At 74.2% G+C, this 23,640-nt stretch carries 23 protein-coding genes and 1 pseudogene; 15 read left to right on the top strand and 9 right to left on the bottom strand.

From position 1 onward, the window contains the following. Positions 1 to 69 precede the first annotated feature (69 nt). On the top strand, positions 70 to 1,317 hold the full coding sequence (locus ND486_RS14670) for a winged helix-turn-helix domain-containing protein (RefSeq protein ID WP_251784790.1): 1,248 nt from the start codon (positions 70 to 72) through the stop codon (positions 1,315 to 1,317). Between the two features lie 4 nt (positions 1,318 to 1,321). On the opposite strand, the gene ND486_RS14665 is transcribed toward ND486_RS14670, so the two are convergent. The 3 genes from ND486_RS14665 to ND486_RS14655 all read right to left on the bottom strand — a co-directional run bounded on the left by ND486_RS14665 (position 1,322) and on the right by ND486_RS14655 (position 3,612). Continuing rightward, positions 1,322 to 1,765, bottom strand: coding sequence for a nitroreductase family deazaflavin-dependent oxidoreductase (locus ND486_RS14665; protein WP_251784789.1), 444 nt, complete (start codon positions 1,763 to 1,765; stop codon positions 1,322 to 1,324). Positions 1,766 to 1,831: 66 nt separating this feature from the next. After that, the gene (locus tag ND486_RS14660) at positions 1,832 to 3,043 is read right to left on the bottom strand and encodes a DUF4097 family beta strand repeat-containing protein (protein ID WP_251784788.1); all 1,212 of its coding nucleotides are present in this window, start codon (positions 3,041 to 3,043) and stop codon (positions 1,832 to 1,834) included. Further along, entirely contained in the window at positions 3,040 to 3,612 is a 573-nt protein-coding gene (locus ND486_RS14655) for a toxin-antitoxin system HicB family antitoxin (protein ID WP_251784787.1), read from the bottom strand. The genes ND486_RS14660 and ND486_RS14655 overlap by 4 nt, the downstream gene beginning before the upstream one ends. Positions 3,613 to 3,763: 151 nt before the next feature. Here ND486_RS14655 and thyX point away from each other — a divergent pair, with 151 nt between their 5' ends. Then, positions 3,764 to 4,528: an FAD-dependent thymidylate synthase gene (gene thyX, locus ND486_RS14650; RefSeq protein ID WP_062401161.1), complete on the top strand. Its 765-nt coding sequence runs from the start codon at positions 3,764 to 3,766 to the stop codon at positions 4,526 to 4,528. A 39-nt stretch (positions 4,529 to 4,567) separates the two neighbouring features. Here thyX and ND486_RS14645 read toward each other — a convergent pair whose 3' ends face one another. Both ND486_RS14645 and ND486_RS14640 read right to left on the bottom strand, forming a co-directional pair. Next, positions 4,568 to 5,311: a Crp/Fnr family transcriptional regulator gene (locus tag ND486_RS14645; RefSeq protein ID WP_208819487.1), complete on the bottom strand. Its 744-nt coding sequence runs from the start codon at positions 5,309 to 5,311 to the stop codon at positions 4,568 to 4,570. 188 nt (positions 5,312 to 5,499) lie between these two features. Then, entirely contained in the window at positions 5,500 to 6,813 is a 1,314-nt protein-coding gene (locus ND486_RS14640) for an MFS transporter (RefSeq protein ID WP_251784786.1), read from the bottom strand. Between the two features lie 166 nt (positions 6,814 to 6,979). Between ND486_RS14640 and ND486_RS14635 the strand changes: the two genes are divergently transcribed. From ND486_RS14635 to ND486_RS14615, 5 genes are all read left to right on the top strand, one after another. Next, positions 6,980 to 7,606, top strand: a complete 627-nt coding sequence (locus tag ND486_RS14635; protein WP_208819483.1) for a TIGR03085 family metal-binding protein — start codon at positions 6,980 to 6,982, stop codon at positions 7,604 to 7,606. Between the two features lie 40 nt (positions 7,607 to 7,646). Continuing rightward, positions 7,647 to 8,678, top strand: a complete 1,032-nt coding sequence (dapA, locus tag ND486_RS14630; RefSeq protein WP_251784785.1) for a 4-hydroxy-tetrahydrodipicolinate synthase — start codon at positions 7,647 to 7,649, stop codon at positions 8,676 to 8,678. A gap of 146 nt (positions 8,679 to 8,824) precedes the next feature. After that, a complete protein-coding gene (locus tag ND486_RS14625) occupies positions 8,825 to 10,513 on the top strand; it encodes a ribonuclease J (protein ID WP_208819522.1) in 1,689 nt (562 codons plus the stop codon). Between the two features lie 79 nt (positions 10,514 to 10,592). Beyond that, positions 10,593 to 13,184: a DNA translocase FtsK gene (locus ND486_RS14620; RefSeq protein WP_251784784.1), complete on the top strand. Its 2,592-nt coding sequence runs from the start codon at positions 10,593 to 10,595 to the stop codon at positions 13,182 to 13,184. A gap of 172 nt (positions 13,185 to 13,356) precedes the next feature. Next, positions 13,357 to 14,232 carry a YceI family protein gene (locus ND486_RS14615; protein WP_251784783.1) on the top strand — a complete coding sequence of 292 codons (876 nt, stop codon included), beginning with the start codon at positions 13,357 to 13,359 and terminating at the stop codon, positions 14,230 to 14,232. Between the two features lie 10 nt (positions 14,233 to 14,242). Here ND486_RS14615 and ND486_RS14610 read toward each other — a convergent pair whose 3' ends face one another. Next, positions 14,243 to 15,394: an FAD-dependent monooxygenase gene (locus ND486_RS14610; protein WP_251784782.1), complete on the bottom strand. Its 1,152-nt coding sequence runs from the start codon at positions 15,392 to 15,394 to the stop codon at positions 14,243 to 14,245. 95 nt (positions 15,395 to 15,489) lie between these two features. On the opposite strand from ND486_RS14610, the gene ND486_RS29775 reads away from it, so the two are divergent. After that, positions 15,490 to 16,350 carry a winged helix-turn-helix domain-containing protein gene (locus tag ND486_RS29775; protein WP_251784781.1) on the top strand — a complete coding sequence of 287 codons (861 nt, stop codon included), beginning with the start codon at positions 15,490 to 15,492 and terminating at the stop codon, positions 16,348 to 16,350. Here ND486_RS29775 and ND486_RS14600 read toward each other — a convergent pair. The 3 genes from ND486_RS14600 to ND486_RS14590 are packed head-to-tail and all read right to left on the bottom strand — an operon-like array spanning position 16,343 to position 18,051. Beyond that, positions 16,343 to 16,804 carry a tRNA (cytidine(34)-2'-O)-methyltransferase gene (locus ND486_RS14600; protein ID WP_251784780.1) on the bottom strand — a complete coding sequence of 154 codons (462 nt, stop codon included), beginning with the start codon at positions 16,802 to 16,804 and terminating at the stop codon, positions 16,343 to 16,345. The genes ND486_RS29775 and ND486_RS14600 overlap by 8 nt on opposite strands. 3 nt (positions 16,805 to 16,807) lie before the next feature. Beyond that, positions 16,808 to 17,194, bottom strand: a complete 387-nt coding sequence (locus ND486_RS14595; RefSeq protein ID WP_251784779.1) for a VOC family protein — start codon at positions 17,192 to 17,194, stop codon at positions 16,808 to 16,810. Further along, a complete protein-coding gene (locus ND486_RS14590; RefSeq protein WP_251784778.1) occupies positions 17,191 to 18,051 on the bottom strand; it encodes an AraC family transcriptional regulator in 861 nt (286 codons plus the stop codon). Before ND486_RS14590 ends, ND486_RS14595 begins: the two co-directional genes overlap by 4 nt. A gap of 483 nt (positions 18,052 to 18,534) precedes the next feature. On the opposite strand from ND486_RS14590, the gene ND486_RS14585 reads away from it, so the two are divergent. The 7 genes and pseudogenes from ND486_RS14585 to ND486_RS14555 all read left to right on the top strand — a co-directional run. Further along, on the top strand, positions 18,535 to 19,428 hold the full coding sequence (locus ND486_RS14585; protein ID WP_251784777.1) for a hypothetical protein: 894 nt from the start codon (positions 18,535 to 18,537) through the stop codon (positions 19,426 to 19,428). After that, positions 19,421 to 20,680, top strand: a complete 1,260-nt coding sequence (locus ND486_RS14580) for an SRPBCC family protein (RefSeq protein ID WP_251784776.1) — start codon at positions 19,421 to 19,423, stop codon at positions 20,678 to 20,680. Before ND486_RS14585 ends, ND486_RS14580 begins: the two co-directional genes overlap by 8 nt. Positions 20,681 to 20,716: 36 nt before the next feature. Further along, positions 20,717 to 21,106: a gas vesicle protein GvpJ gene (gene gvpJ / locus ND486_RS14575; protein WP_062401185.1), complete on the top strand. Its 390-nt coding sequence runs from the start codon at positions 20,717 to 20,719 to the stop codon at positions 21,104 to 21,106. After that, on the top strand, positions 21,103 to 21,855 hold the full coding sequence (locus ND486_RS14570; RefSeq protein ID WP_251784775.1) for a GvpL/GvpF family gas vesicle protein: 753 nt from the start codon (positions 21,103 to 21,105) through the stop codon (positions 21,853 to 21,855). Before gvpJ ends, ND486_RS14570 begins: the two co-directional genes overlap by 4 nt. Further along, positions 21,855 to 22,097 (top strand): gas vesicle protein GvpG, encoded by a 243-nt coding sequence (locus tag ND486_RS14565; RefSeq protein ID WP_073578106.1) that lies wholly within the window; start codon positions 21,855 to 21,857, stop codon positions 22,095 to 22,097. The genes ND486_RS14570 and ND486_RS14565 overlap by 1 nt, the downstream gene beginning before the upstream one ends. A gap of 358 nt (positions 22,098 to 22,455) precedes the next feature. Then, positions 22,456 to 23,274 carry a gas vesicle protein GvpO gene (gene gvpO / locus ND486_RS29770; protein ID WP_251784774.1) on the top strand — a complete coding sequence of 273 codons (819 nt, stop codon included), beginning with the start codon at positions 22,456 to 22,458 and terminating at the stop codon, positions 23,272 to 23,274. A 9-nt stretch (positions 23,275 to 23,283) separates the two neighbouring features. Then, a pseudogene (locus tag ND486_RS14555) lies at positions 23,284 to 23,613 on the top strand (gas vesicle protein); the annotation flags it as partial. Positions 23,614 to 23,640: the final 27 nt, after the last annotated feature.

The raw sequence follows: 23,640 nt of genomic DNA, 5'->3' as shown, positions 1-23,640 counted from the left end.
GTGGTGCGGCCCGGCCACCGGTCCGGGCGGTACCGGATCCTGTCGGTGCTCCGTGGCAGCATCCCGGCCGTGCGCACGATCTCAGCCGACGTCGCCCGTCGGACGTTCCTCGCGGCCCAGGGCTTCACCGACCCGCGGCCGTCCGGGCCGGTCACCCGTCGTCATCTCGGACGGGTGCTGGACCGGGTGAAGCTGCTGCAGCTCGACTCGGTCAACATCGCGGTGCGCGCGCACTACATGCCGCTGTTCAGCAGGCTCGGTGCCTATCCCGCCGCCCTCCTCGACGACGCCGCCTGGTCGCCCGACGCGCGCCGCCCGCGGCTGCTGGTGGAGACCTGGGCGCACGAGGCGAGCCTCGTCCCGGTCGTCGACCGGCCGCTGCTCTCCCACGAGACGCTGCCGCGGCGGTGGTGGAAGCACTACGGGCCGCTGCTGGAGAAGCACCCGCGGCTGGCCGGGGACATCCTCGACGTCGTCGCGGAGGCGGGGCCCATGGGCGCCGGGGCGATCGAGAAGGCGCTGGCCCCGGCCGGCCGGGCCGGTGAGGTGCGCCCGCGCCCGCCCGGCGCGACCTGGTGGGAACGCTCGGAGGTCAAGCGGGTCTGCGAGTACCTGTTCGCGACGGGGGAGCTGTCGGTCGGCACGCGCGTCCACTTCGAACGCCGCTACGACCTGCCCTCCCGGGTCCTGCCGCCGGAGATCCTGGCGCTGCCCGAGCCGGACCCGGCGGACGCCGCTCGCGAGCTCGTGGCCAAGTCCGCGTCGGCGCTGGGGATCGGCACCGAGACCGACCTGCGCGACTACTACCGGCTCGGCCCGGACCGCACCCGCACCGCGATCGCCGAGCTGGTCGACGCGGGTGCCCTGGAGCCGGTGAGCGTGCGCGGCTGGGACCGGCCCGCCTACCGGGACCCGGCGGCCCGGGTGCCGCGCGCGGTGACCGGGCGGGCGCTGCTGTGCCCGTTCGACCCGCTGGTGTGGGAGCGGGACCGGACCGAGCGGATCTTCGGGTTCCGCTACCGCATCGAGATCTACGTGCCGGAGCCGAAGCGGGAGTACGGCTACTACGTCTTCCCGTTCCTGCTCGACGGCGAGCTCGTCGGCCGGGTCGACCTCAAGGCCGACCGGGCGGCCGGGGTGCTGCGGGTGCCCGGCGCGTTCGCCGAGCCCGGGGCGAGCGCCCCGCGCCCGCGGATCGCGGCCGAGCTGGCCGGTGAGCTCGCGACGATGGCGGGCTGGCTCGGGCTCGACGGCGTCGCCGTGGGGGAGCGGGGCGATCTGGCCGCCGAGCTCCGCGCCGAGGTCGCCGCCCGCTGAGGGGTCAGGCGGGATCGAGGCGGAACACGGCGATCGTGTCCAGGTGCTCGGCGACCTGCTCCTCGGTGGCGTCGGCCTGCACCGGGAACGCCGACAGCGCCCACGGCACGTCGAGTGCCCGCAGGTAGCCGACGACGACGGCCGCGGCCTCGGCGCGCCCGGGCTCGACCGCGCGGTGCGGCTCGTCGCCCGTGGCGGAGCGGATCGCGCACTCCGGCGTCGCCCGCAGGTTGCGCACCCAGTCCCGCCCACCGGTGGGGGAGACCAGGTAGCCGGCACCACCGTGCCCGACGACACCGATCGGGGTGTCGCGCGGCTCCCCGCTGCGCCGCCCGCGGGTACGCAGCACGCGCAGGGCGTAGCCGCCGTCGGGGACGGGGGTGGCGGGCATCTGCAGCACCCGGGCGGTCATGGAGGCGTTCGTCGCGGCGATCTCGGTGCGGTCCACGACGCCGAGCCTACGCCGGTACCTCGCTCGCCGATCATCTCGATGAGCGAGGGACCGGTCGCAGGGTCAGACCGCGGCGGCCGACGCCCGGGTCACGAGGACGTCGCCGCTGCCGGTGCGTCCGGACAGCCGCACCGCGGGCGCCGTGGACGGGGTGTCGTGGCGGACGTCGAGCTCGGATCGGGCGCGGCCCGACCCGGTCGACAGGTCCAGCTCGGCGGCCACACCGGAGTGCACCCCGACCCGGACCGACCCCGACCCGGTGCCGAGCCGGACGTCACCGGAGACCGCGTCGGCGACGACGACGTCCCCCGACCCCGAGCGCACCTCGAGGTCCGCGGTGAGCTCGCCGACGCGGACGTCGCCGCTGCCGGTCCGGATGCGCGACGCGCCGCCGAGCGACCCGGCCTCGACGCTGCCGGAGCCGGCACGCAGATGCGCCCGGCCCGAGCACGTGCCCAGGTCGATCGACCCCGAGCCGGTGGTGACGTCGGCGTCGCCGTGCACCTGGGCCACGCGGGCCGCGCCGGACCCGGTCCGCACCGCGGCCCAGGACGCCCGGCCGGTCAGCTCGACCGAGGCCGCGCCGGTCCGCACCGCGGGCCGCGACCCGGCGGGGGCGGAGATGGTGACCACGAGCGGCACCGCGCCGAGGGCCGGGTCGTCCGGCCCGCGGACCACCAGGCGTCGCGACGAGGCCGACCACTCGACGGTGACGGCGTCGACGGCGTCCGCCGACGGGTCGCCGGTGGCCTCCCACGGGGCGCCGACGATCGGGTCGAACCCGCGGCCGGACCAGCCCACCCCGGCCCGGGGCACGCCGGAGCCGCCGGTCATCGAGCTGCCGATCCAGTCGAGCAGCCCGCCGAGGCCGCCGGACCACGGCGCGGCGCTGCGGTCGGCGGTGACCTCCGCGCGGACCTCGCCGGCCCCGTCGACCAGGTCGATCCGGACCCGGCCGGCGCCGGTCGTCACCTCGATCTCGGCGGCGCCGGCGCAGTCGAACCGCTCGCTGCGGGAGGGGGTGCCGGCGGGGCCGGTGCCGCCCGTGGAGCCGTGGTCGCCGCCCGCGCCGCCGGAGCCGGCGCCGCCGGTGCCCGCGCTGTCGGTGTCGCCGGTCGGCGCGGGGCCGGCGCCGCCGCCGTCGGCGCCGCTCGCGCCGGGGGAGCCGCCGCCCTCCCCGCCGGGGCCGCTGTCGGAGCCGGTGTGGGCGTCGCCGCCGTGCGTGGCGTCACCGCTGCCGTCGTCCGGCCCGGGGCCCGTCCGCTCGTCGCTCATCCCTGCACCCATCCCCTCAGGTTGCGCCCGTCACGGTGCGGACGGCCGGTGCGTCCCTCCGCGCCGGCCAGTGCCCCCTGCACCGCCTGGGACACCCAGGTGTTGAGCGAGACGCCCTGGGACTGGGCGGCACGCTCGGCCTGGGCCTTGATCTGCTCGACGATGCGCAGGGTGACCCGGCTGATGTCCCCGGCGTCGCCGGAGAACGGCGAGCCACCGGAGGCCGGGCCACCGGAGGCGCCGCCGCCGAACGGGAAGCCGCCGAACGGCGCGGTCCCCTCGCTCGCCGGGGCCGGGTCCGGGGTGGGGGAGTGCCCGGGCTCCGGGTCACCCCCGGACACCGACACGCGTACCTCCCGGCCGTGCAGGCGGACCTCGACCGAGCGGTCGCCGAGCGCGGCGGTCGCCTCCGAGGCCAGGTCGGACAGGGCGTTCATGATCGCGAGCCGGGCGGCGGGCTCGATCGCGGAGCCGAGCAGGGCCGCCGTGCGGCGGGTCTGCTCGTCACCCGCGGCCGCCGCGGCGGCGAGGTCGTCGCGCAGCTGCGCGACATACGGCGTGAGGTCCATGACACCACTATGGCGTCACCGGTGACATCACGCCACCCGTTCGTGGCGTCGGTGGCGACGTCGCAGGGCACCGGGGGTGGCGCGGCCGCCACCGTGGGTGCGGGCGCGGGGCCCGGCGGGTGCCGGGGACGCCGGTCGTTACCCTCGCGGCATGCCGGAGACCGCGCCGAAGACCGTCCCGCTGACCGTGCAGCTCGTCGCGAAGACCGAGTTCACCCCGCCCGCGGACGTCCCGTGGTCCACCGACGCCGACGGCGGCCAGGCGCTGGCCGAGTTCGCCGGCCGCGCCTGCTACCAGTCGTGGACCAAGCCGAACCCGCGCACCGCGACCAACGCCGGCTACATCGCCCACATCCTCGAGGTCGGGCACCTCTCGGTCCTCGAGCACGGCTCGGTCAGCTTCTACCTGACCGGCATCTCGCGCTCCCTGACCCACGAGCTGATCCGGCACCGCCACTTCTCCTACTCCCAGCTCTCGCAGCGCTACGTCCCCGAGCGTGACGCCGCGATGGTCGAGCCCGACGTCATCGCCCAGGACCCGGAGCTGCACGAGCTGTTCCTGCAGGCCTCGGCCGACGCGCTCGCCTCCTACGAGAAGCTCCTCGAGGGTCTGGAGGCGCGCTTCGCCGACGTGCCGAACGGCACGCTGCGGCGCAAGCAGGCCCGCCAGGCCGCGCGGTCGGTGCTGCCGAACGCCACCGAGACCAAGATCGTCGTCACCGGGAACTACCGGGCGTGGCGGCACTTCATCGCGATGCGCGCCTCCGAGGCCGCCGACGTCGAGATCCGCAACCTCGCCGTCGAGTGCCTGCGCCAGCTGCAGGTCGAGGTGCCGAACGTGTTCGCGGACTTCCAGATCCAGACCCTCGCCGACGGCACCGAGATCGCCTCCAGCCCACTGGTGGCCGAGGGCTGAGCGAGGCTCTCCGAGCGGGCATCGGCGCCGGGGACCGGCTCAGGCCAGGACGGCGTGCACCCGTCGTCGCAGGTCCGGCAGGTCCCGCACGACGAACCCGCGTCCCTCCTTCTCCAGCAGGCCCTCCGCGACCAGCCGGGACAGCTCCCGGCTGGTCGTGACCCGGGTGAGCCCCACGAGCAGCCCCAGCTCGTCGACGGCGGGGCGGATCGACAGCCGGGCCACCTCGTCGAGTGCGATCTCGCCGTAGGCCTCCACCAGGTGGCCGAGCAGCAGGATGATCCGCTCGCGGGCGGGCAGCCCCTCGATGAGCACGTGCAGCTGCATGACCCGCTGCTTGTAGGCGATCCGGCGGGTGATCTCCAGCAGCAGTTCCGGCTCGTCGCGGGCGGCGGTCAGCAACGCGTCGCGGGTCACCGAGACGATCTCCGACGGCCGGGTGCAGACCGAGGCGAGGTGCCGCGGCCGTCCGTCGACGCAGGCCGCCTCGCCGAGGCTGGCGCCGGGCTCGGCGTAGGCCAGGGAGCGTTCCGAGCCGTCGGGCCGGTGCAGGTAGATCCGGACCCGCCCGGACACGACGAGGTGGAACCGCGACGACAGCTGGCCCTGGGTGTAGACGTGCTCGCCGCGGGCGTAGTGGCGGGGGCTGCCCAGCTGCGCGATCCGCGAGGTCAGCGACGTCCACGGGGCGGTCAGGAACGGTGAGACCGGGTGGTCGTCGGGGTCGGGGGCGGGCAGCGCGCGCACGGTGCCGTCGGGCCGCCGTACCGCGCCGCTGCTCATGGTCCCGCCTCCCGGCCGTCGCCGCTGGTCCGTCCGGACGGTAGCGGGCTCGGGCGCCTGCGGGTAGGTGGACGGCCCGGACGCCGAGGGGTGCGTCCGGGCCGTCGGGTCCGGGGGTGCCGGCCGGCGGCCGCCGGCACCGGGTGGGGTGCGGTGCGGCCCGCCCGGACGGGCCGCACCGGTGGCCGTCAGGCGGCCGCGAGCTGTGCGTCCTGCTCGGCGAGGGAGTCCGCGTCGGTCTGCGGCAGGGCCAGCGTGCAGAGCAGGCTGATCAGCGAGACCGCCGAGAGCAGCAGGCCGATGCCGAGGCTGCCCAGCGTCGACGCGGCCAGCGCCGCGGCGAACAGCGGGACCACGCCGCCGCCGAAGACGCCGGCGAGGTTGTAGGCGATCCCGGCGCCGGTGTAGCGGAAGCGGGTCGGGAACAGCTCCGGGAGCTGGGCGCCGATCGGGCCGTAGGCGATGCCGACGACGCCGAGCACCAGCGACAGGCCGAGACCGAACGACCACACGGTGCCGATGTCGATGATCGGGAACGCGAGCAGGCCGGCCGCGACCGAGGCGATGTTGCCGCCCACGACCATCTTCCGGCGTCCGACCCGGTCGGACAGGATCGCGGAGGCGATCGTCGTCAGGGCGAAGACCAGGCCGCCGACGATGCCCATGGCCAGCACCGAGGTGCGCGGGAGCTCGAGCTGCTGGGTGCCGTAGCTGGTCAGGTAGGTGACGCCGATGTAGAAGAAGGCGAACACGGCGGTCGTCGAGCCGGCGCCGAGGAACACCGCGGCCGTCCGGGTCGTGAAGACCTCCGTGACCGGCAGCCTGGTCGAGACCGGGCCGCTGTTCTTGAACGTGGCGGTCTCCTCCAGCGCGAGGCGGACGTAGAGTCCGACCGCGACGAGCAGCACCGACCCGATGAACGGGATGCGCCAGCCCCAGGCGAGGAACGCCTCGTTGCTCATGGTGAGCGCGGTGACCAGGAAGGTCGCCGAGGCCAGCGCGAACGCGACCGACGGGCCGAGCTGCGGGAACAGGGCGTACTTGCCCCGCGCCTTGGTCGGCGCGTTCTCCGCGGTCAGCAGCGTGGCACCGGCCCACTCGCCGCCGACGGCGAGGCCCTGCAGGATGCGCAGCACCACGAGCAGGATCGGCGCGAGGACGCCGATCGTGCCGGTGGTGGGCAGCAGGCCGATGGCCAGCGTCGAGAACCCCATCAGCAGCAGCGTGGTGACCAGCGTGCCCTTGCGGCCGAGCCGGTCGCCGAAGTGGCCGAACAGGATCGACCCGAACGGGCGCGCGACGAACGCGACGCCGAAGGTGGCCAGGGCGAGGGCGGTACCGGCCGCCGCCCCGAGCTCGGGGAAGAAGACCTTGTTGAACACCAGGGCCGCGGCGGTGCCGTAGATGAAGAAGTCGTAGAACTCGATGACCGTGCCGGTCATGCTCGCGAGCGCGATCTTGCGCATCGACCGCGGCGGCTGCGTGGCGACAGCGTTCGTCACGTGTGTTCTCCCCGTCGAGAAGCATGGAGTGGGACGGATCGGAGTATCGGGACACGGACAGGTGAGATCTGTATCACCGGCTACAGACGGCCTGCGTTCCGTCAGCCGTTTGTCGACCGTTCGTCGTGCGGTGCGGCCCGGAGCGGGCCGGACTAGGTTGGGGGCGGTGAGCCTTGCCACCGCCGAACGTGCCGCCCTGTGTGCCGAGTTCGAACGCTCGGGCCCCGACCGCCCGACGCTGTGCGAGGGGTGGAACGCGCGGGACCTGCTCACCCACCTGCTGGTGCGCGAGCGGCAGCCGTGGAACGCCGCGGGGATCGTGGTGCCCGCGCTGTCGGGCATGACCGACAAGGCGATGGACGGGTACGCGTCCGCGGCCTGGCCGAACATGATCGACGACCTGCGCAAGGGGCCGCCCGCGTGGTCGCCGTTCAAGGTCGGCAAGGTCGACGAGATCGCCAACGGTGCCGAGTTCTTCGTCCACCACGAGGACCTGCGCCGCGGGGAGCCCGGCTGGGAGCCCCGCCCGTCGGACCCGGAGCGTGACGGGCAGCTGTGGAACCTGCTCGCGAACCAGGCGAAGCTGCTGTTCCGGCGCAGCCCGGTCGGCCTGGTCCTGGCCCGTCCGGAGGGCGCGACCCAGGTCGTCGCGACCGGGTTCGGCGTGGTCACGGTGACCGGTGAGCCCGCCGAGCTCGTGCTGCACGCCTTCGGCCGGGACGCCGCGCGGGTGGAGGTGACCGGTCTGCCCGCCGACGTGGAGGCCTACCGGGGTGCCCCGTCCGGCATGTGACCGGGAACCGTCGGTCCTCCGGGCGGTACCGTCACCAGTCATGAGCACCGGCCCCGATCCCGCCCCCGGCGGGCAGCAGCACCCGCCGCGCCGACCGTTCGGCGAGGTGCTGACCGCGATGGTCACGCCGTTCGACGCCGATGGCGAGCTGGACCTGGCGAAGGCCGAGGAGCTGGCGAACCACCTGGTCGACCTCGGCAACGACGGGCTGGTCGTCAACGGCACGACCGGTGAGGGGCCGACGACGTCGGACACCGAGAAGTCCGAGCTGATCCGCGCCGTCGTGTCGGCGGTGGGGGACCGGGCGACCGTCGTCGCCGGGGCGGGCACCTACGACACCGCGCACTCGATCGAGCTGGCCCGCAGCGCGGAACGCGCGGGTGCGCACGGGCTGCTCGTGGTGACGCCGTACTACTCGCGGCCGCCGCAGGAGGGCCTGCTCGCGCACTTCACCGCCGTCGCCGATGCGGGCGACCTGCCGGTGATGCTCTACGACATCCCGCCGCGCAGTGTGATCGGGATCGACGTCGAGACCTTCCAGCGCCTGGCGCAGAACCCCCGCATCGTCGCGGTGAAGGACGCCCGCAACGACCTGCGCGTCGGCACCGAGGTGCTGGCCACCACGACGCTCGCCTACTACTCGGGCGACGACCCGGTGAACCTGCCGTGGCTCTCGGTCGGGGCGGTCGGCTTCGTCAGCGTGATCGGCCACGTCGTCGCCGACCGGCTGCGCGCCATGATCGACGCCTACCACGCCGGTGAACACCAGCGGGCCCGTGCGCTGCACTACGCGATGCTCCCGGTGATCCGCGGGATGGGCCGGGTCGGCGGCGCGGTGTTCGCCAAGACCGCACTGCGGCTGCGCGGCATCGACGTCGGCGACACCCGGCTGCCGCTGCCGCCCGCCACCGAGGACCAGGTCGCGGCGATCGCCGGCGACCTGGCCGTCGCCGGGGTGGCGCTGGACCCGCAGGCCCGCCCGAACGCCCCCGCCTACCAGCCCGGCCACGGTGCCCTGGGCGGACGCACCGCAGCCGACATCGGCGCCGAGGTCGCGTACCACCGCACCTGAGCGGAGCGCCGCCTCCGCACCCGGGCGGGCCCCGAGAACGCGAACCAGAGAACACGAACCCATGTGAGGCACGAACCCCTGTGAGTCCCCAGCGCAACGACCGACGCAACCGGCCCGGCCGGACGCTCTCCGCACCGCCGGAGGACATCGAGCGCCCGGAGCTCCCGGACGCCCCGCCACCCGCCCTCGCGCGGGGTGGCCTGCGCGTCTACGCGCTCGGCGGCATCGGCGAGGTCGGTCGCAACATGACCGTCTTCGAGTACGAGGGCCGGCTGCTCGTCGTCGACTGCGGCGTGCTGTTCCCGTCCGACTCCGAGCCGGGCATCGACCTGATCCTGCCCGACTTCCGGACCATCGAGGACCGCCTCGACGACATCGACGCGCTCGTGCTGACCCACGGCCACGAGGACCACATCGGTGCCGTGCCGTGGTTGCTGCGCATGCGCCCGGACATCCCCGTCGTCGGGTCCCGGTTCACGCTCGCCCTGGTCGCGGCCAAGTGCAAGGAACACCGCCTGACCCCGCACCTGCAGGAGATCAAGGAGGGCGACCGGGTGTCCCACGGCGGGTGGGACTGCGAGTACTTCGCGGTCAACCACTCGATCCCCGACGCCGTCGCCGTCGCGATCCGCACGCCCGCCGGGCTGCTGCTGCACACCGGCGACATCAAGCTCGACCAGCTCCCGCTCGACGGGCGGCTCACCGACCTGGGCGGGTTCTCCCGGCTGGGCGAGGAGGGCGTCGACCTGTTCCTGGTCGACTCCACCAACGCCGAGGTGCCGGGCTTCGTCACCCCCGAGGCCGACATCGGGCCGGTCATCTCCGACCTGGTCCGCCGGGCGCCGTCGCGGATCATCCTGGCCTGCTTCGCCAGCCACGTGCACCGTGTCCAGCAGGTGCTCGACGCCGCGCACGCGCACGGCCGCAAGGTGTGCCTGACCGGGCGCTCGATGGTCCGCAACATGGGCCTGGCCGACGACCACTCGCTGCTGAACATCCCCGACGGGCTGCTCGTCGACATCGACGAGGCGATGCGCCTGCCCGACGAGAAGCTGGTGCTCGTCTCCACCGGATCGCAGGGCGAGCCGCTCGCCGCGCTGTCCCGGATGGCGCGCGGGGACCACCGCAGCATCACGATCCGCCCGGACGACACGATCATCCTGGCCAGCTCGCTGATCCCGGGCAACGAGACCGCCGTGTTCGGCGTGATCAACGGGCTGACCCGGCTCGGCGCGACCGTCGTGCACCAGGGCAACGCCAAGGTGCACGTCTCCGGGCACGCCCCGGCCGGCGAGCTGTTGTTCCTCTACAACGCGGTGCGCCCGTCGAACGTCATGCCGGTGCACGGGGAGTGGCGCCACCTGCGGGCCAACGCCGCGCTCGCGCGTCGCACGGGGGTGCCCGAGGAGTCGGTGGTCATCGCGGAGAACGGCGTGGTCGTGGACCTCGTCGACGGCCGCGCGGCGATCACCGGCCGGGTCGAGGTCGGGCAGGTCTACGTCGACGGGCTGTCGGTCGGTGACGTGGGCGAGACCACTCTCGGTGACCGCATCGCGCTCGGCGAGGGCGGTTTCATCGCGATCAACGTGGCGATCGACCACAAGACCGGCCGTGCGCTGTCGCGTCCGACGCTGTCCGGCCGCGGGTTCTCCGACGACCCCAAGGCGCTCGACGCCGCCCAGTCGCTGGTCGAGGACGAGCTGTCCCGGCTGGAGAACGAGAACGTCACCGACCCGCACCGGATCGCCCAGGGCGTGCGGCGCGTCGTCGGCCGCTGGGTGTCGGACACCTACCGCCGCCGCCCCATGATCGTCCCCACGGTCATCGCCGTCTGAGTGTGTGGAGGGGTCGTCGACCCCTCCACACCCGCGTCGGTCCCCGGTTCGATCACCGAACCGGGCTACCGTGTGTGACATGGCGGGACGCACGGGCACGGGCAGGACCACCACGACTGCGGCCGCGGGCCGCGGCTCGGGGCGGTCGGGCTCGCGCGCGTCCACCGCCCGCAAGCGCCCGTCGGCAGGCCGCAGGCCACCGGCCCGGCGCCAGGGCCCGGACCTGGTCGACCGCGGGATCGACGCGGTCGGCCGGGGCGTGGCGAAGACCGTCCGCGCCTCCGGGCGCGCGGTCGGGCGCACCCGCGAGATCGACCCCGCGCACCGCCGTGACGGCATCGGCTTCGGCATGCTCGTGCTCGCCGTCATCGCCGCCGCCGGGCTGTGGTGGCAGGCGGGCGGCTCGGTCGGCTACTGGTTCACCTTCCTCGTGCAGGCGGTGATGGGCCAGGCCGGCGTGGCGCTGCCGGCGATCCTGCTGGGCATCGGCATCGTGCTGGTCACCACCGAGGGGCACCCGGAGGCCCGGCCGCGGATCGTGACCGGCAGCCTGCTGCTCGCCCTCGGCGTGCTCGGGCTGGTGCACCTGGGCGCCGGAGCGCCCGCCGAGCCCGACGCCTGGCGCGGCGCGGGCGGCGCGGTCGGCTACGTCGCGGGGACCCCGCTGAAGGCCGGGCTCAGCCTGTGGACGGCCGTCCCCGTTCTCGTCCTCCTGACGCTGTACTCGGTCCTGCTGGTCACCGGCATCCCGGTGCGGGAGCTGCCGGACCGTTTCCGCAGGCTCACCGGGCAGCTGCCGCCCGAGCGGGACGACGAGGAGGACACCGGCGCGGGCCGCCCGCGCACGGTGGCCGACGCCGTCGCCGAGCGGGACGGGCAGGCCGGGGACGCCGCGGAGGCGCCGAAGAAGCGGCGCCCGGCGCGGCGCAGGCAGGGGGCCGCGGAGGCCGACGCGTTCCGGACGGAGGAGGGCGAGCACGCCCCGGCCCCGGTGGACCCGTCGCTGCCCGGCGTCCCGGACGAGGAGGCGCCCGCCGCCGTCCCCGCCGCGGCCGCACCGCCGGCGACGAAGCCGCGCAAGCCCGTCGTCGAGACGCCGCAGGTCGCGGACGAGCCGCTCGAGGGAGAGCAGCTCTCGATGGCGATCCGCGAGCCGCAGTCCGACACCGAGTACATCCTGCCGCCGGCGGACACCCTGGAGTCCGGGCCGCCGCCGAAGTCGCGCAGCTCCGCCAACGACGCGATGATCGAGGCGATCACCGGGGTCCTCGACCAGTTCAACGTCGACGCCCAGGTCACCGGCTTCACCCGTGGCCCGACGGTCACCCGCTACGAGATCGAGCTCGGCCCGGCGGTGAAGGTCGAGAAGATCACCCAGCTGCAGCGCAACCTCGCCTACGCCGTCGCCAACGACAACGTGCGGCTGCTCGCGCCGATCCCCGGCAAGTCCGCGGTCGGCATCGAGGTGCCCAACACCGACCGCGAGATGGTCCGCCTCGGCGACGTGCTGCGCTCGGGCAACGCCCGCGCCGAGCAGCACCCGATGGGCATCGGCCTGGGCAAGGACATCGAGGGCCACTACCTCGTCGCGAACCTGGCGAAGATGCCGCACCTGCTGGTCGCGGGCTCCACCGGTTCCGGTAAGTCCAGCTTCGTCAACTCGATGCTGGTGTCGCTGCTGACGCGGGCCACGCCGGACGAGGTCCGGATGATCCTCATCGACCCGAAGATGGTCGAGCTGACGCCCTACGAGGGCATCCCGCACCTGATCACGCCCATCATCACCCAGCCGAAGAAGGCCGCCGCGGCGCTGTCCTGGCTGGTGGAGGAGATGGAGCAGCGCTACCAGGACATGCAGGCCAACCGGGTCCGCCACGTCGACGACTTCAACCGCAAGGTCCGCACCGGGGAGATCACCGCCCCGCCCGGGTCCGAGCGGGTGTACCGGCCCTACCCGTACATCATGTGCATCGTCGACGAGCTCGCCGACCTCATGATGACCGCGCCGCGCGACGTCGAGGACGCGATCGTCCGGATCACCCAGAAGGCGCGTGCGGCCGGGATCCACCTGATCCTGGCGACCCAGCGGCCGTCGGTGGACGTCGTCACCGGTCTGATCAAGACCAACGTGCCCAGCCGCCTGGCGTTCGCGACGTCCTCGCTCACCGACTCGCGGGTCATCCTCGACCAGCCGGGCGCGGAGAAGCTGATCGGCATGGGCGACGCGCTCTACCTGCCGATGGGCGCCGGCAAGCCGGTCCGCATGCAGGGCGCCTTCGTCGACGACGACGAGATCTCGAAGGTCGTCGCGTTCACCAAGGAGCAGGCCGAACCCAGCTACACCGAGGGCGTCACCGCGCAGAAGGCCGGCGAGAAGAAGGAGATCGACGCCGACATCGGCGACGACCTCGACCTGCTGCTGCAGGCCACCGAGCTGATCGTCACCTCGCAGTTCGGGTCGACCTCGATGCTGCAGCGCAAGCTGCGGGTCGGGTTCGCGAAGGCGGGCCGGCTGATGGACCTGCTCGAGACCCGCAACATCGTCGGCCCCTCGGAGGGCTCGAAGGCCCGCGACGTGCTGGTCAAGCCGGACGAGCTGGAGGGTGCTCTCTTCCTGATCCGCGGCGGCGGGACCGCCGACGGCGGCGAGATCGCCGACGAGGACGAGTGACGCCGCGGGTGACGGTCGCGGGGCGGTGATGATCCCGACACCGTCGGTGATCGACTTTTCGGGCCGACGGGTTAACGGGACGGTCACGTTCGTGCCAGAGTGACCAGGGGTCGCCGGCCGGCGACCGCACGTCGTGCTGCCCGTCGTCGCCGGGCGGAGGAGGTTGTGGCTGGTGTTCTGGAGGAAGAAGGACCGTCGTCGCCCGGCGCGGGGCACCACCGACCGGCATGCGCTCGTCCCGATTCCGCTGACCGGCGGTGTGCTGTCCGGTCAGGTCCGCGACCAGCAGGGCGGTGCCCTGGCCGGTACCGAGGTGTCGGTGATGGACCCCGCCGACCGGCGCGCGGTGCACGTCGAGACCGACCCGTTCGGCCGGTTCGCCGCGTCGCTGATGCCCGGCCGGTACCGGGTGCGCGTCGAGGCGGGCGGCTACCAGCAGGTCACCGACGTCGTCGAGGTGTCCTGGGGCGAGCACGCCGACATGGGCCACATCGTCCTCGGCGAGGACCCGGCGCTGCGCCCGCCGCGCCCCGGCGTCTTCGTGATCGACGGCGACCACAGCTCGGTGCGCTTCGTCGCCCGGCACATCGGCATGTCCAAGGTGTACGGCCGGTTCAACCGGTTCCAGGGGCAGATCCGGATCGCCGAGCCGTTCGAGGAGTCCTCGGTGGACGTCGTGATCGACGCGGCCAGCGTCGACACCAACGTCGCCGCCCGCGACACGCACCTGCGCTCGGCCGACTTCCTGGACGTCGAACGCTTCCCCGAGCTGCGCTTCTCCAGCGTGCGCTTCGTCGCGCACGGCGGGAACCGGTGGACCGTGGACGGCGACCTCACGCTGCACGGCCTCACCAGCGACGTCTCGCTGGACACCACGTTCCTGGGCACCGCGGAGTGGAACGGTGACCGGGTCGGCGCGGTCGCCACCACCCAGCTGCACCGCGAGCACTACACGCTCAACTGGCAGCAGACCATCGCCAAGGGGCTGCCCGTGGTCGGGTCGACGATCCAGATCCAGCTCGACGTGCAGGCGATCCGGCAGTCCTGACCTCCGGTGCTCAGTACTCCGGGAGCGTGAGGGCCGTGGCGGCGGTCGCGGCCCAGTGCTCGGCGAGCCCGGGAGCGGCGGCGTCCGGGGCGGTCAGCTCCCGGACGCGTGCGGCGTTGGTCAGCGCCAGCTCCTGGTTCGCCTCCACCCAGCCGCGCATCCGCCGCTCGTGGGCGGCGGCCGCAGGCCCGGGGTCGCCGCCGGTGCGGGCGAGCTCGCCGGCCAGCACGTAGGCGCCGACCACGGCCAGCGTCGTGCCCTGGCCGGACAGCAGCGTGGGGCACCAGGCGGCGTCGCCGACGAGCGCGACCGGACCGCGCGACCAGACCGGCAGCCGCACCTGGGTGACCGGGGTGAGGTACAGGTCCTCGGCGCGGGTCATGCCGGCGAGCAGCTCGGGCAGCCACCAGCCCCCGCCGGCGAAGTGCCGCGCCACCAGGGCGCGCTGCGCCCCGAGGTCGCGGTGGTGGTAGGTGGCGTCCGGGTCGGAGAAGCCGAGCATCACCCGGACCTCGGTGTCGTCGCGGGCGGTGTAGAGCCCGGCCATCGCGTCGGGGCGCTGCAGGAACACCTGCCAGCGGCTCAGCTCGAAGGTGTTGGGCAGGGTGAACACGGCGACGTGCTGGCCGAGCGGGACCAGCCGGCCGTCGTCGTCGGGGCCCAGGGCCAGGCGCCGGACGCCGGAGTGCTGGCCGTCGGCGCCCACCACGACGTCGTAGTGCTCCTCGGTACCGGACGCGAAGCGGACCCGGGTACCGCCCGCCGGGTCCGGGTCGAGGGCGACGACCCGGTCGCCCCACCGGTGCTCGACGCCGTCGAGCGCGCCGGTGAGCAGGGCGGCGAGGTCGTCGCGGAGGATCTCGACGTCGTCGCTCGCGACCGGCCCGCCGGTGAGCGTCACCTCGGTACTGCGGAAGACCTCGGTGCCGTCCTCGTCGACCAGGGACATGCCGTCCATCGCGGTGCGTGCGGCCCGCAGCGCGGCCCCGAGCCCCATCCGGTCGACGACGGTCAGCGCGGGCCCCCGGACGTCGACGGCCTGCCCGCCGGGCCGCGGTCCCGGCGCCGACTCGACGACGACGGGCCGGAACCCGTGCCGCCGCAGCCACCACGCGAGTGTCGCCCCGGCGATGCCGGCCCCGCTGATCAGGATGTCGGTCATGCGTCCTCCCTCGGTACGGTGTACGAGATCACCATGACCCCACGAGCTGGGACGACGCCTGGCCTGTAGCGGTACAGGTGGTACAGGGAGGTGCGGTGGACGGGTCGCCGACGGACCGGGTCGCGGCCGCGGTGCGTGCCCGCATCGAGGCGGGCGACCTGCGCCCCGGGGACCGTGCGCCGTCGGTGCGCGCGCTGGTGGCCGAGCACGGCGTCGCGATGTCCACCGCCGCCCGGGCGCTGACCCGGCTGCGCGAGGAGGGTGTGCTGCACACGACGGCCCGGGTCGGCTCCGTCGTCGCCGGGCCGGCGGGACATCCGGGTCCGGTGCCGCCGCCGGACACGGACCGGCTGGTGCGGACCGCGATCGGCATCGCCGACGACGAGGGCCTGGCCGCACTGTCCATGCGCCGCCTCGCCGGTGCGTTCGGCGTGCCGACGATGTCGCTGTACCGGCTGGTCCGCAGCCGCGACGAGCTGCTGCTCGCGATGCTCGATGCGGTGTTCGCCGAGCTGGTGCTGCCCCCGGCCGACGGGCCGTGGCGGGCCCGGCTGGAGGGGGCGGTGCACGCGCAGTGGCGGGTGCACCGGCGGCACCCGTGGCTCGCGCGGGTGCTGTCGCTGTCCCGTCCGCAGGCGCTGCCGTCGCTGCTGCGCTTCGCCGAGTTCGAGCTCGCCGCGCTGGAGGAGGTCGTCGCCGACCCGGTGGAGCGGTTCGACCTGCACCTGGCGCTGACCGGGTTCGTGCGGGGGATGGCGCTGACCCTGGCCGCGGAGCAGGAGGCGCAGGCCGACACCGGCGTCGACGCCGACACCTGGGCCGACCACGACCCCGGGCTGCGCACCGCGCTGCGGCGCCACGGCGGGCCCGCGCTGCGCCGGATCGGGGACCACCCCTACGACCTGCAGCGGGTCCTCGACACCGGGATCGCCCGGTTCCTCGACGGGATCAGCTGAACCCCTGCTGTCGCCACGCCTCGTAGACGGCGACGGCGGCGGCGTTGGCCAGGTTCAGCGAGCGGTTCGACGGCCGCATGGGCAGCGCCACCGTGCCCGTCACCCAGTCCGCGCCCGCCACCTCCGGCGGCAGCCCGGTCGACTCGCGGCCGAACAGCAGCACGTCCCCGTCGGAGTAGGCGACGTCGGTGTAGCGGACCGGCGCGCCCGGCACGAACGCGAACACCCGGGCCCCCGCGGCGCGCACCCAGCCGGCGAACGTGGCCGTGTCGTCGTGCACGACGACCTCGGCGAGGTCGGCGTAGTCGAGCCCGGCCCGGCGCACCGAGCGCTCGTCGAGGGAGAAGCCGAGCGGCCGGACCAGGTGCAGCTCGGCACCGGTGTTCGCGGCGAGCCGGATCGCGTTGCCGGTGTTCGGCGGGATCTCCGGGGTGTGCAGGGCGAGGCGGACCACGCGCTACTCGTACCAGGTGCCCCCGCTCCAGTGGTTGCCGTCCGGGTCGGCGATCTCGAACAGGCGGCTGCCGTAGTCGGCGTCGAAGGGCGCGTGCACGACGGTGGCACCGGCCGCGACGGCGCGGGCGAACAGGACGTCCGGGTCGTCGCAGACGAGGTGGACGGCCGCGCCGCCGGGTGGGCGGCACCCGTCGTGGGCGGGGCCGAGCATCACGCCGCCGGGGGCACCGGTGGACCCCGTGCGCACCAGCTCGGCGTGGACGATCGTGCCGTCGTCGCCGGTGTGGACGGCGCGCTCGGTGAAGTCCAGCGCCGAGGTCAGGAACGTGACCAGGGCGCGCGGGTCGGGGCTGGACAGGCTGGGCCAGAGGCCGGGCAGGTCGCTCATGGGTGCGAGGGTGCCGGGGACGGGCGCCGCGGTCGTGGACGAATCGGAGCCGCCGGCCGGACCCGCTCGGCCCGCCAGGTCAGCGCGGTGGTCCCCGCCAGGTCGCGGAAGTCGCGGGCCAGGTGCTGCTGGTCGGCGTAGCCGCAGATCGCGGCCAGCTCGGCGAGCGGGGGAGCCGACGGGCGGCGCAGCAGCGTGCACGTCCGCTCGAACCGGATGACCCGTGCCGCGGCCTTCGTCGCGAGCCCGGTCTCGCGTCGCAGCCGCTCACCGAGGTGGCGCTGCGACCAGCCGACCTCCCCCGCGACGTCCGCGACGCGCGCGGTCCCGCCGCTGCGGGCCAGCAGCTCCCAGGCGCGCACCACCTCCGGCGGCGCGTCGCCCGGACGGTCCCGGGCGTCGGCGACGGCGCACAGTGCGGCGTCGAGCAGCGCGCAGCGCCCGGCCCACCCCGGCTCGGCGCGCAGCCGGTCCAGCAGGGTGTCCAGGCCGGGGAGGAGCAGTGCGAGGTCGACGACGTCGCCGGCCAGCTCGCCGGCGGGCAGCCCGAGCAGCGTGCGGGCCCCGCGCCAGGTCATCTCCAGCTGCATCCCGGCCTGCCGGGGGCCGGTCGCGAGCACCGCGGGTGCGGCGTGCAGGCCGGCCGCCGAGGCGGCGAACCGGCCCGGGCCGCGCCGCGGATCCGGAGCGGCGAGCAGGTCGACCGCACCGTCCAGGCAGAGCACGACGGTCAGGTGGGCGCTCGACACGCCCTGGTGCGTCCCCGCCGGGCCCGCGGGGGAGGACCAGCACCAGATCCCGGACACGAGCGGGCGCAGGCGGGCGGAGGGACGCCAGCGCCGGGCCCCGTCGGACATACGGGCCAGGGTAGCGCCGCCGGGAGGGGGAGGCCGGGAGTCCGGAACGGACGATCGTCGGCGACGCCCGGACGCGCCCGTGCCGCCAGGTGTTCCGCGGTCGTTCGTCGAACGGTCGACGGGAGTCCACCGGGGGTGCCTGGCGATCCTGAGAACGGCCGTGGGGCAGGAAAGTGAGCGGTTGTCGCACGCGGCCGTCCGCCGTAGTGGACAGGGCTCTTCACGGAATGGATCTTAGGGCGGTCGTCGGCCAATCGCTCCGTTCGGACGAAACATTTCCTTAATCGATCCCACGTCTATTCGATCACTCTGGAGATCGAATGGACACCGGGCCGACAAGATCGGAATTGCGAGATCTCCCGGTCCGTATTCGTCGGGGGAGGCAGATCGGTTCGTGGTGTGTCATGGTTCCGATTCGGAGTGGGGAACGCGGGGCGTTCCGGAGTGCTGTCCGGTAATCGCTCAATGGAGAGGGACGGGGTCATGAGTAACGCCTCCAAGATCGGAATGGCCGTCGTCGGCGGCTATGTGCTGGGAAGAACGAAAAAGGCCAAGCTGGCGATCATGCTCGGGGGTGCGCTCGCCGGGCGGAAGCTGAATCTGACGCCTGCCGGAGTCGTGTCGCAGGCGTCGAAGGTGGTGGCGGGGTCGCCGGAGCTGACCCGGCTGTCCGACGCCGTGCGCGGCCGGCTGTTCGAGGCGGGCAAACAGGCCGCGGTGTCCGCGGCCGGCAACCGGCTCGAGGCGCTGACCAACTCGCTCGTCGAGCGGGTCGAGAACCTCGGCAAGCCGGTCGAGGAGGTCGCCGGCGCCGCCGGTGACGCCGCCGGGGCGGGTGTGGAGAAGACCGGTGACGCGGCCGGTGCGGCCGTCGAGGGCGCCGGTGCTGCCGCCGGTGCCGCCGGGGACACCGCGGAGGGTGCGACCGACGCCGTCGGGGACACGACCGACGCCGTCGGCGATGCCGCCGGGGAGGCTCCGGTGGTCGGCCGGGCCGCGAAGGGCACCACCCGCGCGGCCGGGTCGGCGACGCGGGGAGCGGGCCGGGCGGTCGCGGGCACGACGTCGAAGGCGCGCCGTCCGCGGTCGGCCGACGCCGACTCCGAGGACCCCCCGCGCCGGCGGACCGCACGGTCGTCGGGCTCGGGATCGTCGTCGGGACGTGCGGGATCGTCGAGCCGGTCGTCGTCGGACGGTGCGGACCCCGACTCCGAGGGCCGCGCGGCCCCGGCCCGGCGGACCGCGCGGTCCTCCTCGGGCCGCAGCTCCGAGTCGTCGTCCTCGGGGTCGTCGGGCAAGGGCGGCTCGCGCAACGGCCGGGCGCCGCGCTCGGGCGGGCGTGCGACGAAGAAGTCGGAGGCGCGGGCCGATGGCTGAGGAGCGGGACGGCAGCACCTCGGTGCTGGACCAGCTGCCCACCGACCGCCTGAAACAGGCCGGGCAGCTGCTGTTGAAGGCGGCCGCCGACCGTGCGGTCGGCGCCGCGATGAACCAGGTGGAGGGACTCACCGAGCGGCTGACGGGCGTCGCCGAGAACGGTGGGACGGGTCTGGGCGCGGCCCTCGGCGGGGGTGGCTCGGAGGAGGGGGGCAATCCGGTGACGAACGCGGTGAAGGGCGGGTTCTCGGCCGTCAAGGACAAGGTGATGGGGGCCGTCGGGCTCGGCGGCGACGACGACTCCGAGGACTCCGAGGGCGGCTCCGGCGGCGGTGGTTCCGGCGGGGGCCGCGGCAAGTTCAAGTTCATGAACATCGTCGAGCACCTCGACGTCGGTGTCCCGGTGCGGGTCGCCTACGACCAGTGGACGCAGTTCGCGGACTTCTCGACCTTCATGAAGAAGGTGCAGTCGGTCGACCAGGAGTCCGACGAGAAGACGAACTGGAAGGCCCAGGTGTTCTGGTCGAAGCGCACCTGGAGCGCGACGATCATCGAGCAGATTCCGGACACCCACATCATCTGGCGTTCGCAGGGTGCCAAGGGTTATGCCAACGGGTGCGTGTCGTTCCACGAACTCGCGCCGAACCTGACCCGCGTCGTGCTGATCCTCGAGTACTACCCGGTCGGCCTGTTCGAGAAGACCGGCAACATCTGGCGCGCCGTCGGCCGCCGGGCCCGGCTGGAGTTCAAGCACTACGGCCGGCACGTGATGGTCGAGACCCTGCTCAATCGCGAGGAGCTGGAGGGCTGGCGCGGGGAGATCCGCGACAGCGAGGTCGTCAAGACCCACGAGGAGGGGCTCGAGGAGGAGCGCGAGGCCGAGTACGACGACGAGGACGCCGAGTACGACGACGAGGACGCCGAGTACGACGACGACGAGGACGCCGAGTACGACGACGACTACGAGGACGCCGAGTACGACGACGACCTCGCGGAGGACGACGACCTCGCCGACGAGGAACCGGTCGAGGACGACGACTACGCGGAGGAGGACCTCGACGAGGACGACCTCGCCGACGACGAGGCCGTGGACGAGGAACCGGCCGACGAGCCCGACCCGGAGTACGACGACGCCGAGTACGACGACGCCGAGCCGGAGGGGGCCGAGGCCGAGGAGCCCGAGCCGAAGGAGGACGGCGGCGGCCGACGGGCCGGGAGCCGTCGCCGTCGCACGGCGGGCTCCCGTGCCTGACCCGGCCCGGCACCTGCGAACGGAGGGACGGACACCGTGACCGTCAGCCATCGACAGGGGGGCGGCGGCCGGGTCGACCGCGCCCCGCAGGGCGACCTCGCCCAGGTCATCGACCTGATCCTGGACAAGGGTCTCGTCATCGACATCTTCGTGAAGGTGTCGCTGGTCGGGATCGAGCTTGTCACGATCGACGCCCGCATCGTCGTCGCCAGTGTGGACACCTACCTGCGGTTCGCCGAGGCCACCAACCGCCTCGACCTGCACCAGAAGGGCGGCAAGGACCTCGGCGAGGTCGTCAGCGGCATCTCGGAGGGCGGCTCGAAAGGGGTCTCGAAAGGAGCCACCAAAGGAGTGATCGAGGCGGGCAAGGAGAAGTTCGACGACCTCCGGGGTGAGCGTCGCTCGCGGAAGGAGAAGAGCGGGTGAGCAGCGCGACCTACGTCTACGCCGTCGTCGCCGCCGACATCGACCTGCCCGAGGGGCTGACCCCCGTCGGCGGCGGTGAGGAGGTGGCGGTGATCGACCACGGGCGGCTCGCCGCAGTCGTCAGCGACGTCCCGCGCGACGCCCCGCTGGGCAGCCGCGAGGACCTCCTGGCCCACGAGCGCACCGTGAACACCCTGGCCGGGAGCACGACCGTGCTGCCGATGCGGTTCGGCGGCGTCGTCGACGACGACCGCGCCGTCGTCGACGAGCTCCTCGCCGCGCACCAGGACTACTTCGCCTGGGCGCTGGAGCAGCTCGACGGCTGCCGGCAGTTCGTGCTGACCGGCCGCTACGACTCCGACCGCCTGGTGGCGGGCATCGTCGAGGCCGACCCGGAGATCCAGCAGCTCGGTGAGGCCGTGCGCGGCAAGGACCCGGACGCCACGTACTACGAGCGCATCCGGCTCGGTGAGGCGATCGCGGGCCACGTCGAGCGCATCCGGTCCGACGACGCGGACCTCGCCGTGGAGCGGCTGGGCCCGTTCGCGGTCGCGACGTCGGTGAAGGAGCCCGCCGCCGAGGACGGCGCCGTCGAACTGGCGCTGCTGGTGCACCGCGACCGGGTCGGCGACTTCGAGCAGGCCGTCGACGCGCTCGGCGACGAGTGGGACGAGCGGGTGCGGCTGCGCCTGATCGGCCCGGTCGCACCGTACGACTTCCTGCCCGAACCACCGGAGGCCGAGGGCTGATGGGGCTCTTGCGCGGCCTGCTCGGGCTGCCGCTCGCACCGCTGCGCGGCGTCGTCTGGGTGGGGGAGCAGCTGCAGGACCAGGCCCACGCCCGGCTCTACGACCCGGTCGCGGTGCGCCGGCAGATCGACGAGGTCGAACGGGCCTACGAGCAGGGGGAGATCTCCGAGGCCGACCGCGACGCGCGTCAGGAGGTCCTGCTGGCCCGGCTGACGGGGCGACCGGGGGACGGCCGTGGCTGAGCCGGAGGACCGGCCGTCCGACGAGCGACCGCGTCGTCGCAGGTCGGGAGAGCCGGCCCGTCGGCGGGACGGATCGGAGGCTCCGGTGCGGCGACGGGCGGGGGAGGCTCCGCCGCGTCGGTCGCGGGACGGGGAGGACCCGCCCCGCCGCCGGTCGGCGGACGACGACGCCGCGCCGCGCCGCCGGTCGGCGGACGGGGGACAACCGCCCCGGCGGCGCCGTCGGGCCGACGGCGGGTCGTCGCGCCGCCGCTCCGACACCGCGGACGACCGGGCGGCCGACGCGCCGTCGGAGCGGGACGGACGCGGTGCACCCGACGGCGGGTCCGAGCGGCGTCGCGACACCGGCGAGCGGCCGGTGCGTCGTCGCTCCGCCGGGGACGAGCCCGCCCGTCGTCGCCGGTCCGGCGACGACGGTGCGACCCGGGAGCGGCCCGCGCGCCGCACCCGGCCCCGCGACGGCGACCGGGCCTCGGCGACGCCACGACGTCGCCGTGACGACACGGAGGAGCAGTCCCCGCAGCGGCGGCGTCGCCCGGCGGGCGGAGGCCCGCGGCGGGGACGCGCCGGCCGCGACGAGCCGGACCGGGAGCCGGTGGGCGACCAGGACGAGGAGGTCCTGGACGACACCGGGGCCGACGACGGGACCGGGGACGAGGTCCGGCCCGGCGACGGGGCCGACACCGACACCGGGGACGACCGGGAGACCGATCTCGACGTCGACGAGCCCGATCCCGAGTTCGAGGAGGAGGAGGAGGAGCCCGAGCCCGAGCCCGAGCCGATGGTGGACGAGCTCGGTGCCGACGACGAGGACGACTCCCCCGAGGACGAGGGACCGGACGACGAGGTGACGGAGGACGAGGGGCCCGAGGCCTCCGAGGACGAGGAGCCGGAGGAGCGACCCGACCCACCCCGGCGTCGCATCGGCGCCCGCGCGGCCGCCCGCGCCGCCGTCGAACAGATCGTGGAGATGACCGGCCGCGCACCGGAGGGGGTCACGTTCGTCCGCAGGCAGGACGACAGCTGGCTGGTCGGTGTCGAGGTCGTCGAGACCGAGCGCATCCCCGACTCCTCCGACGTCCTCGCGGTCTACGAGGCCGAGCTCGACGACGAGGCCGAGCTGATGTCGTACCAGCGGGTCCGGCGCTACCCGCGCGGCCGCGGCGACGACGACTGAGGGAGGACCATGAGCGACGCCGTCCGCTGGAGCAGCCCCGGTGCGCCGCAGCGCCGCGCCGAGCAACCACCCCGGCAGTCGGGCACCGACCTGGCCGACATCCTCGAGCGCGTCCTGGACAAGGGCATCGTCATCGCCGGCGACATCCAGGTGAACCTGCTCGACATCGAGCTGCTGACCATCAAGATCCGCCTGGTCGTGGCCTCGGTGGACCGCGCCAAGGAGATGGGCATCGACTGGTGGGAGCGCGACCCGACGCTGTCGGGCGGCCGCGACGAGCTGGAGGAGGAGAACGCACGGCTGCGTGACCGGGTGGAGCGCCTCGAACGCCTGCTCCCCGCCGACGAGCGGTCCACGCCGTCCGAC

This window comes from Pseudonocardia sp. DR1-2 (assembly GCF_023717215.1).
Taxonomy (GTDB): domain Bacteria; phylum Actinomycetota; class Actinomycetes; order Mycobacteriales; family Pseudonocardiaceae; genus Pseudonocardia; species Pseudonocardia alni.
Note: the sequence above shows the minus strand (reverse complement) of the source record. Positions and strands in the feature narration are given on the sequence as shown.

Excerpts from the sequence above, each read along its gene's own strand:
- ND486_RS14660 (WP_251784788.1), bottom strand. The coding sequence starts at position 3,043 with ATGAGCGACGAGCGGACGGGCCCCGGGCCGGACGACGGCAGCGGTGAC.
- ND486_RS14655 (WP_251784787.1), bottom strand. The coding sequence starts at position 3,612 with ATGGACCTCACGCCGTATGTCGCGCAGCTGCGCGACGACCTCGCCGCC.
- thyX (WP_062401161.1), top strand. The coding sequence starts at position 3,764 with ATGCCGGAGACCGCGCCGAAGACCGTCCCGCTGACCGTGCAGCTCGTC.
- ND486_RS14645 (WP_208819487.1), bottom strand. The coding sequence starts at position 5,311 with ATGAGCAGCGGCGCGGTACGGCGGCCCGACGGCACCGTGCGCGCGCTG.
- dapA (WP_251784785.1), top strand. The coding sequence starts at position 7,647 with ATGAGCACCGGCCCCGATCCCGCCCCCGGCGGGCAGCAGCACCCGCCG.
- ND486_RS14620 (WP_251784784.1), top strand. The coding sequence starts at position 10,593 with ATGGCGGGACGCACGGGCACGGGCAGGACCACCACGACTGCGGCCGCG.
- ND486_RS14610 (WP_251784782.1), bottom strand. The coding sequence starts at position 15,394 with ATGACCGACATCCTGATCAGCGGGGCCGGCATCGCCGGGGCGACACTC.
- ND486_RS14595 (WP_251784779.1), bottom strand. The coding sequence starts at position 17,194 with ATGAGCGACCTGCCCGGCCTCTGGCCCAGCCTGTCCAGCCCCGACCCG.
- ND486_RS14590 (WP_251784778.1), bottom strand. The coding sequence starts at position 18,051 with ATGTCCGACGGGGCCCGGCGCTGGCGTCCCTCCGCCCGCCTGCGCCCG.
- ND486_RS14585 (WP_251784777.1), top strand. The coding sequence starts at position 18,535 with ATGAGTAACGCCTCCAAGATCGGAATGGCCGTCGTCGGCGGCTATGTG.
- ND486_RS14580 (WP_251784776.1), top strand. The coding sequence starts at position 19,421 with ATGGCTGAGGAGCGGGACGGCAGCACCTCGGTGCTGGACCAGCTGCCC.
- ND486_RS14565 (WP_073578106.1), top strand. The coding sequence starts at position 21,855 with ATGGGGCTCTTGCGCGGCCTGCTCGGGCTGCCGCTCGCACCGCTGCGC.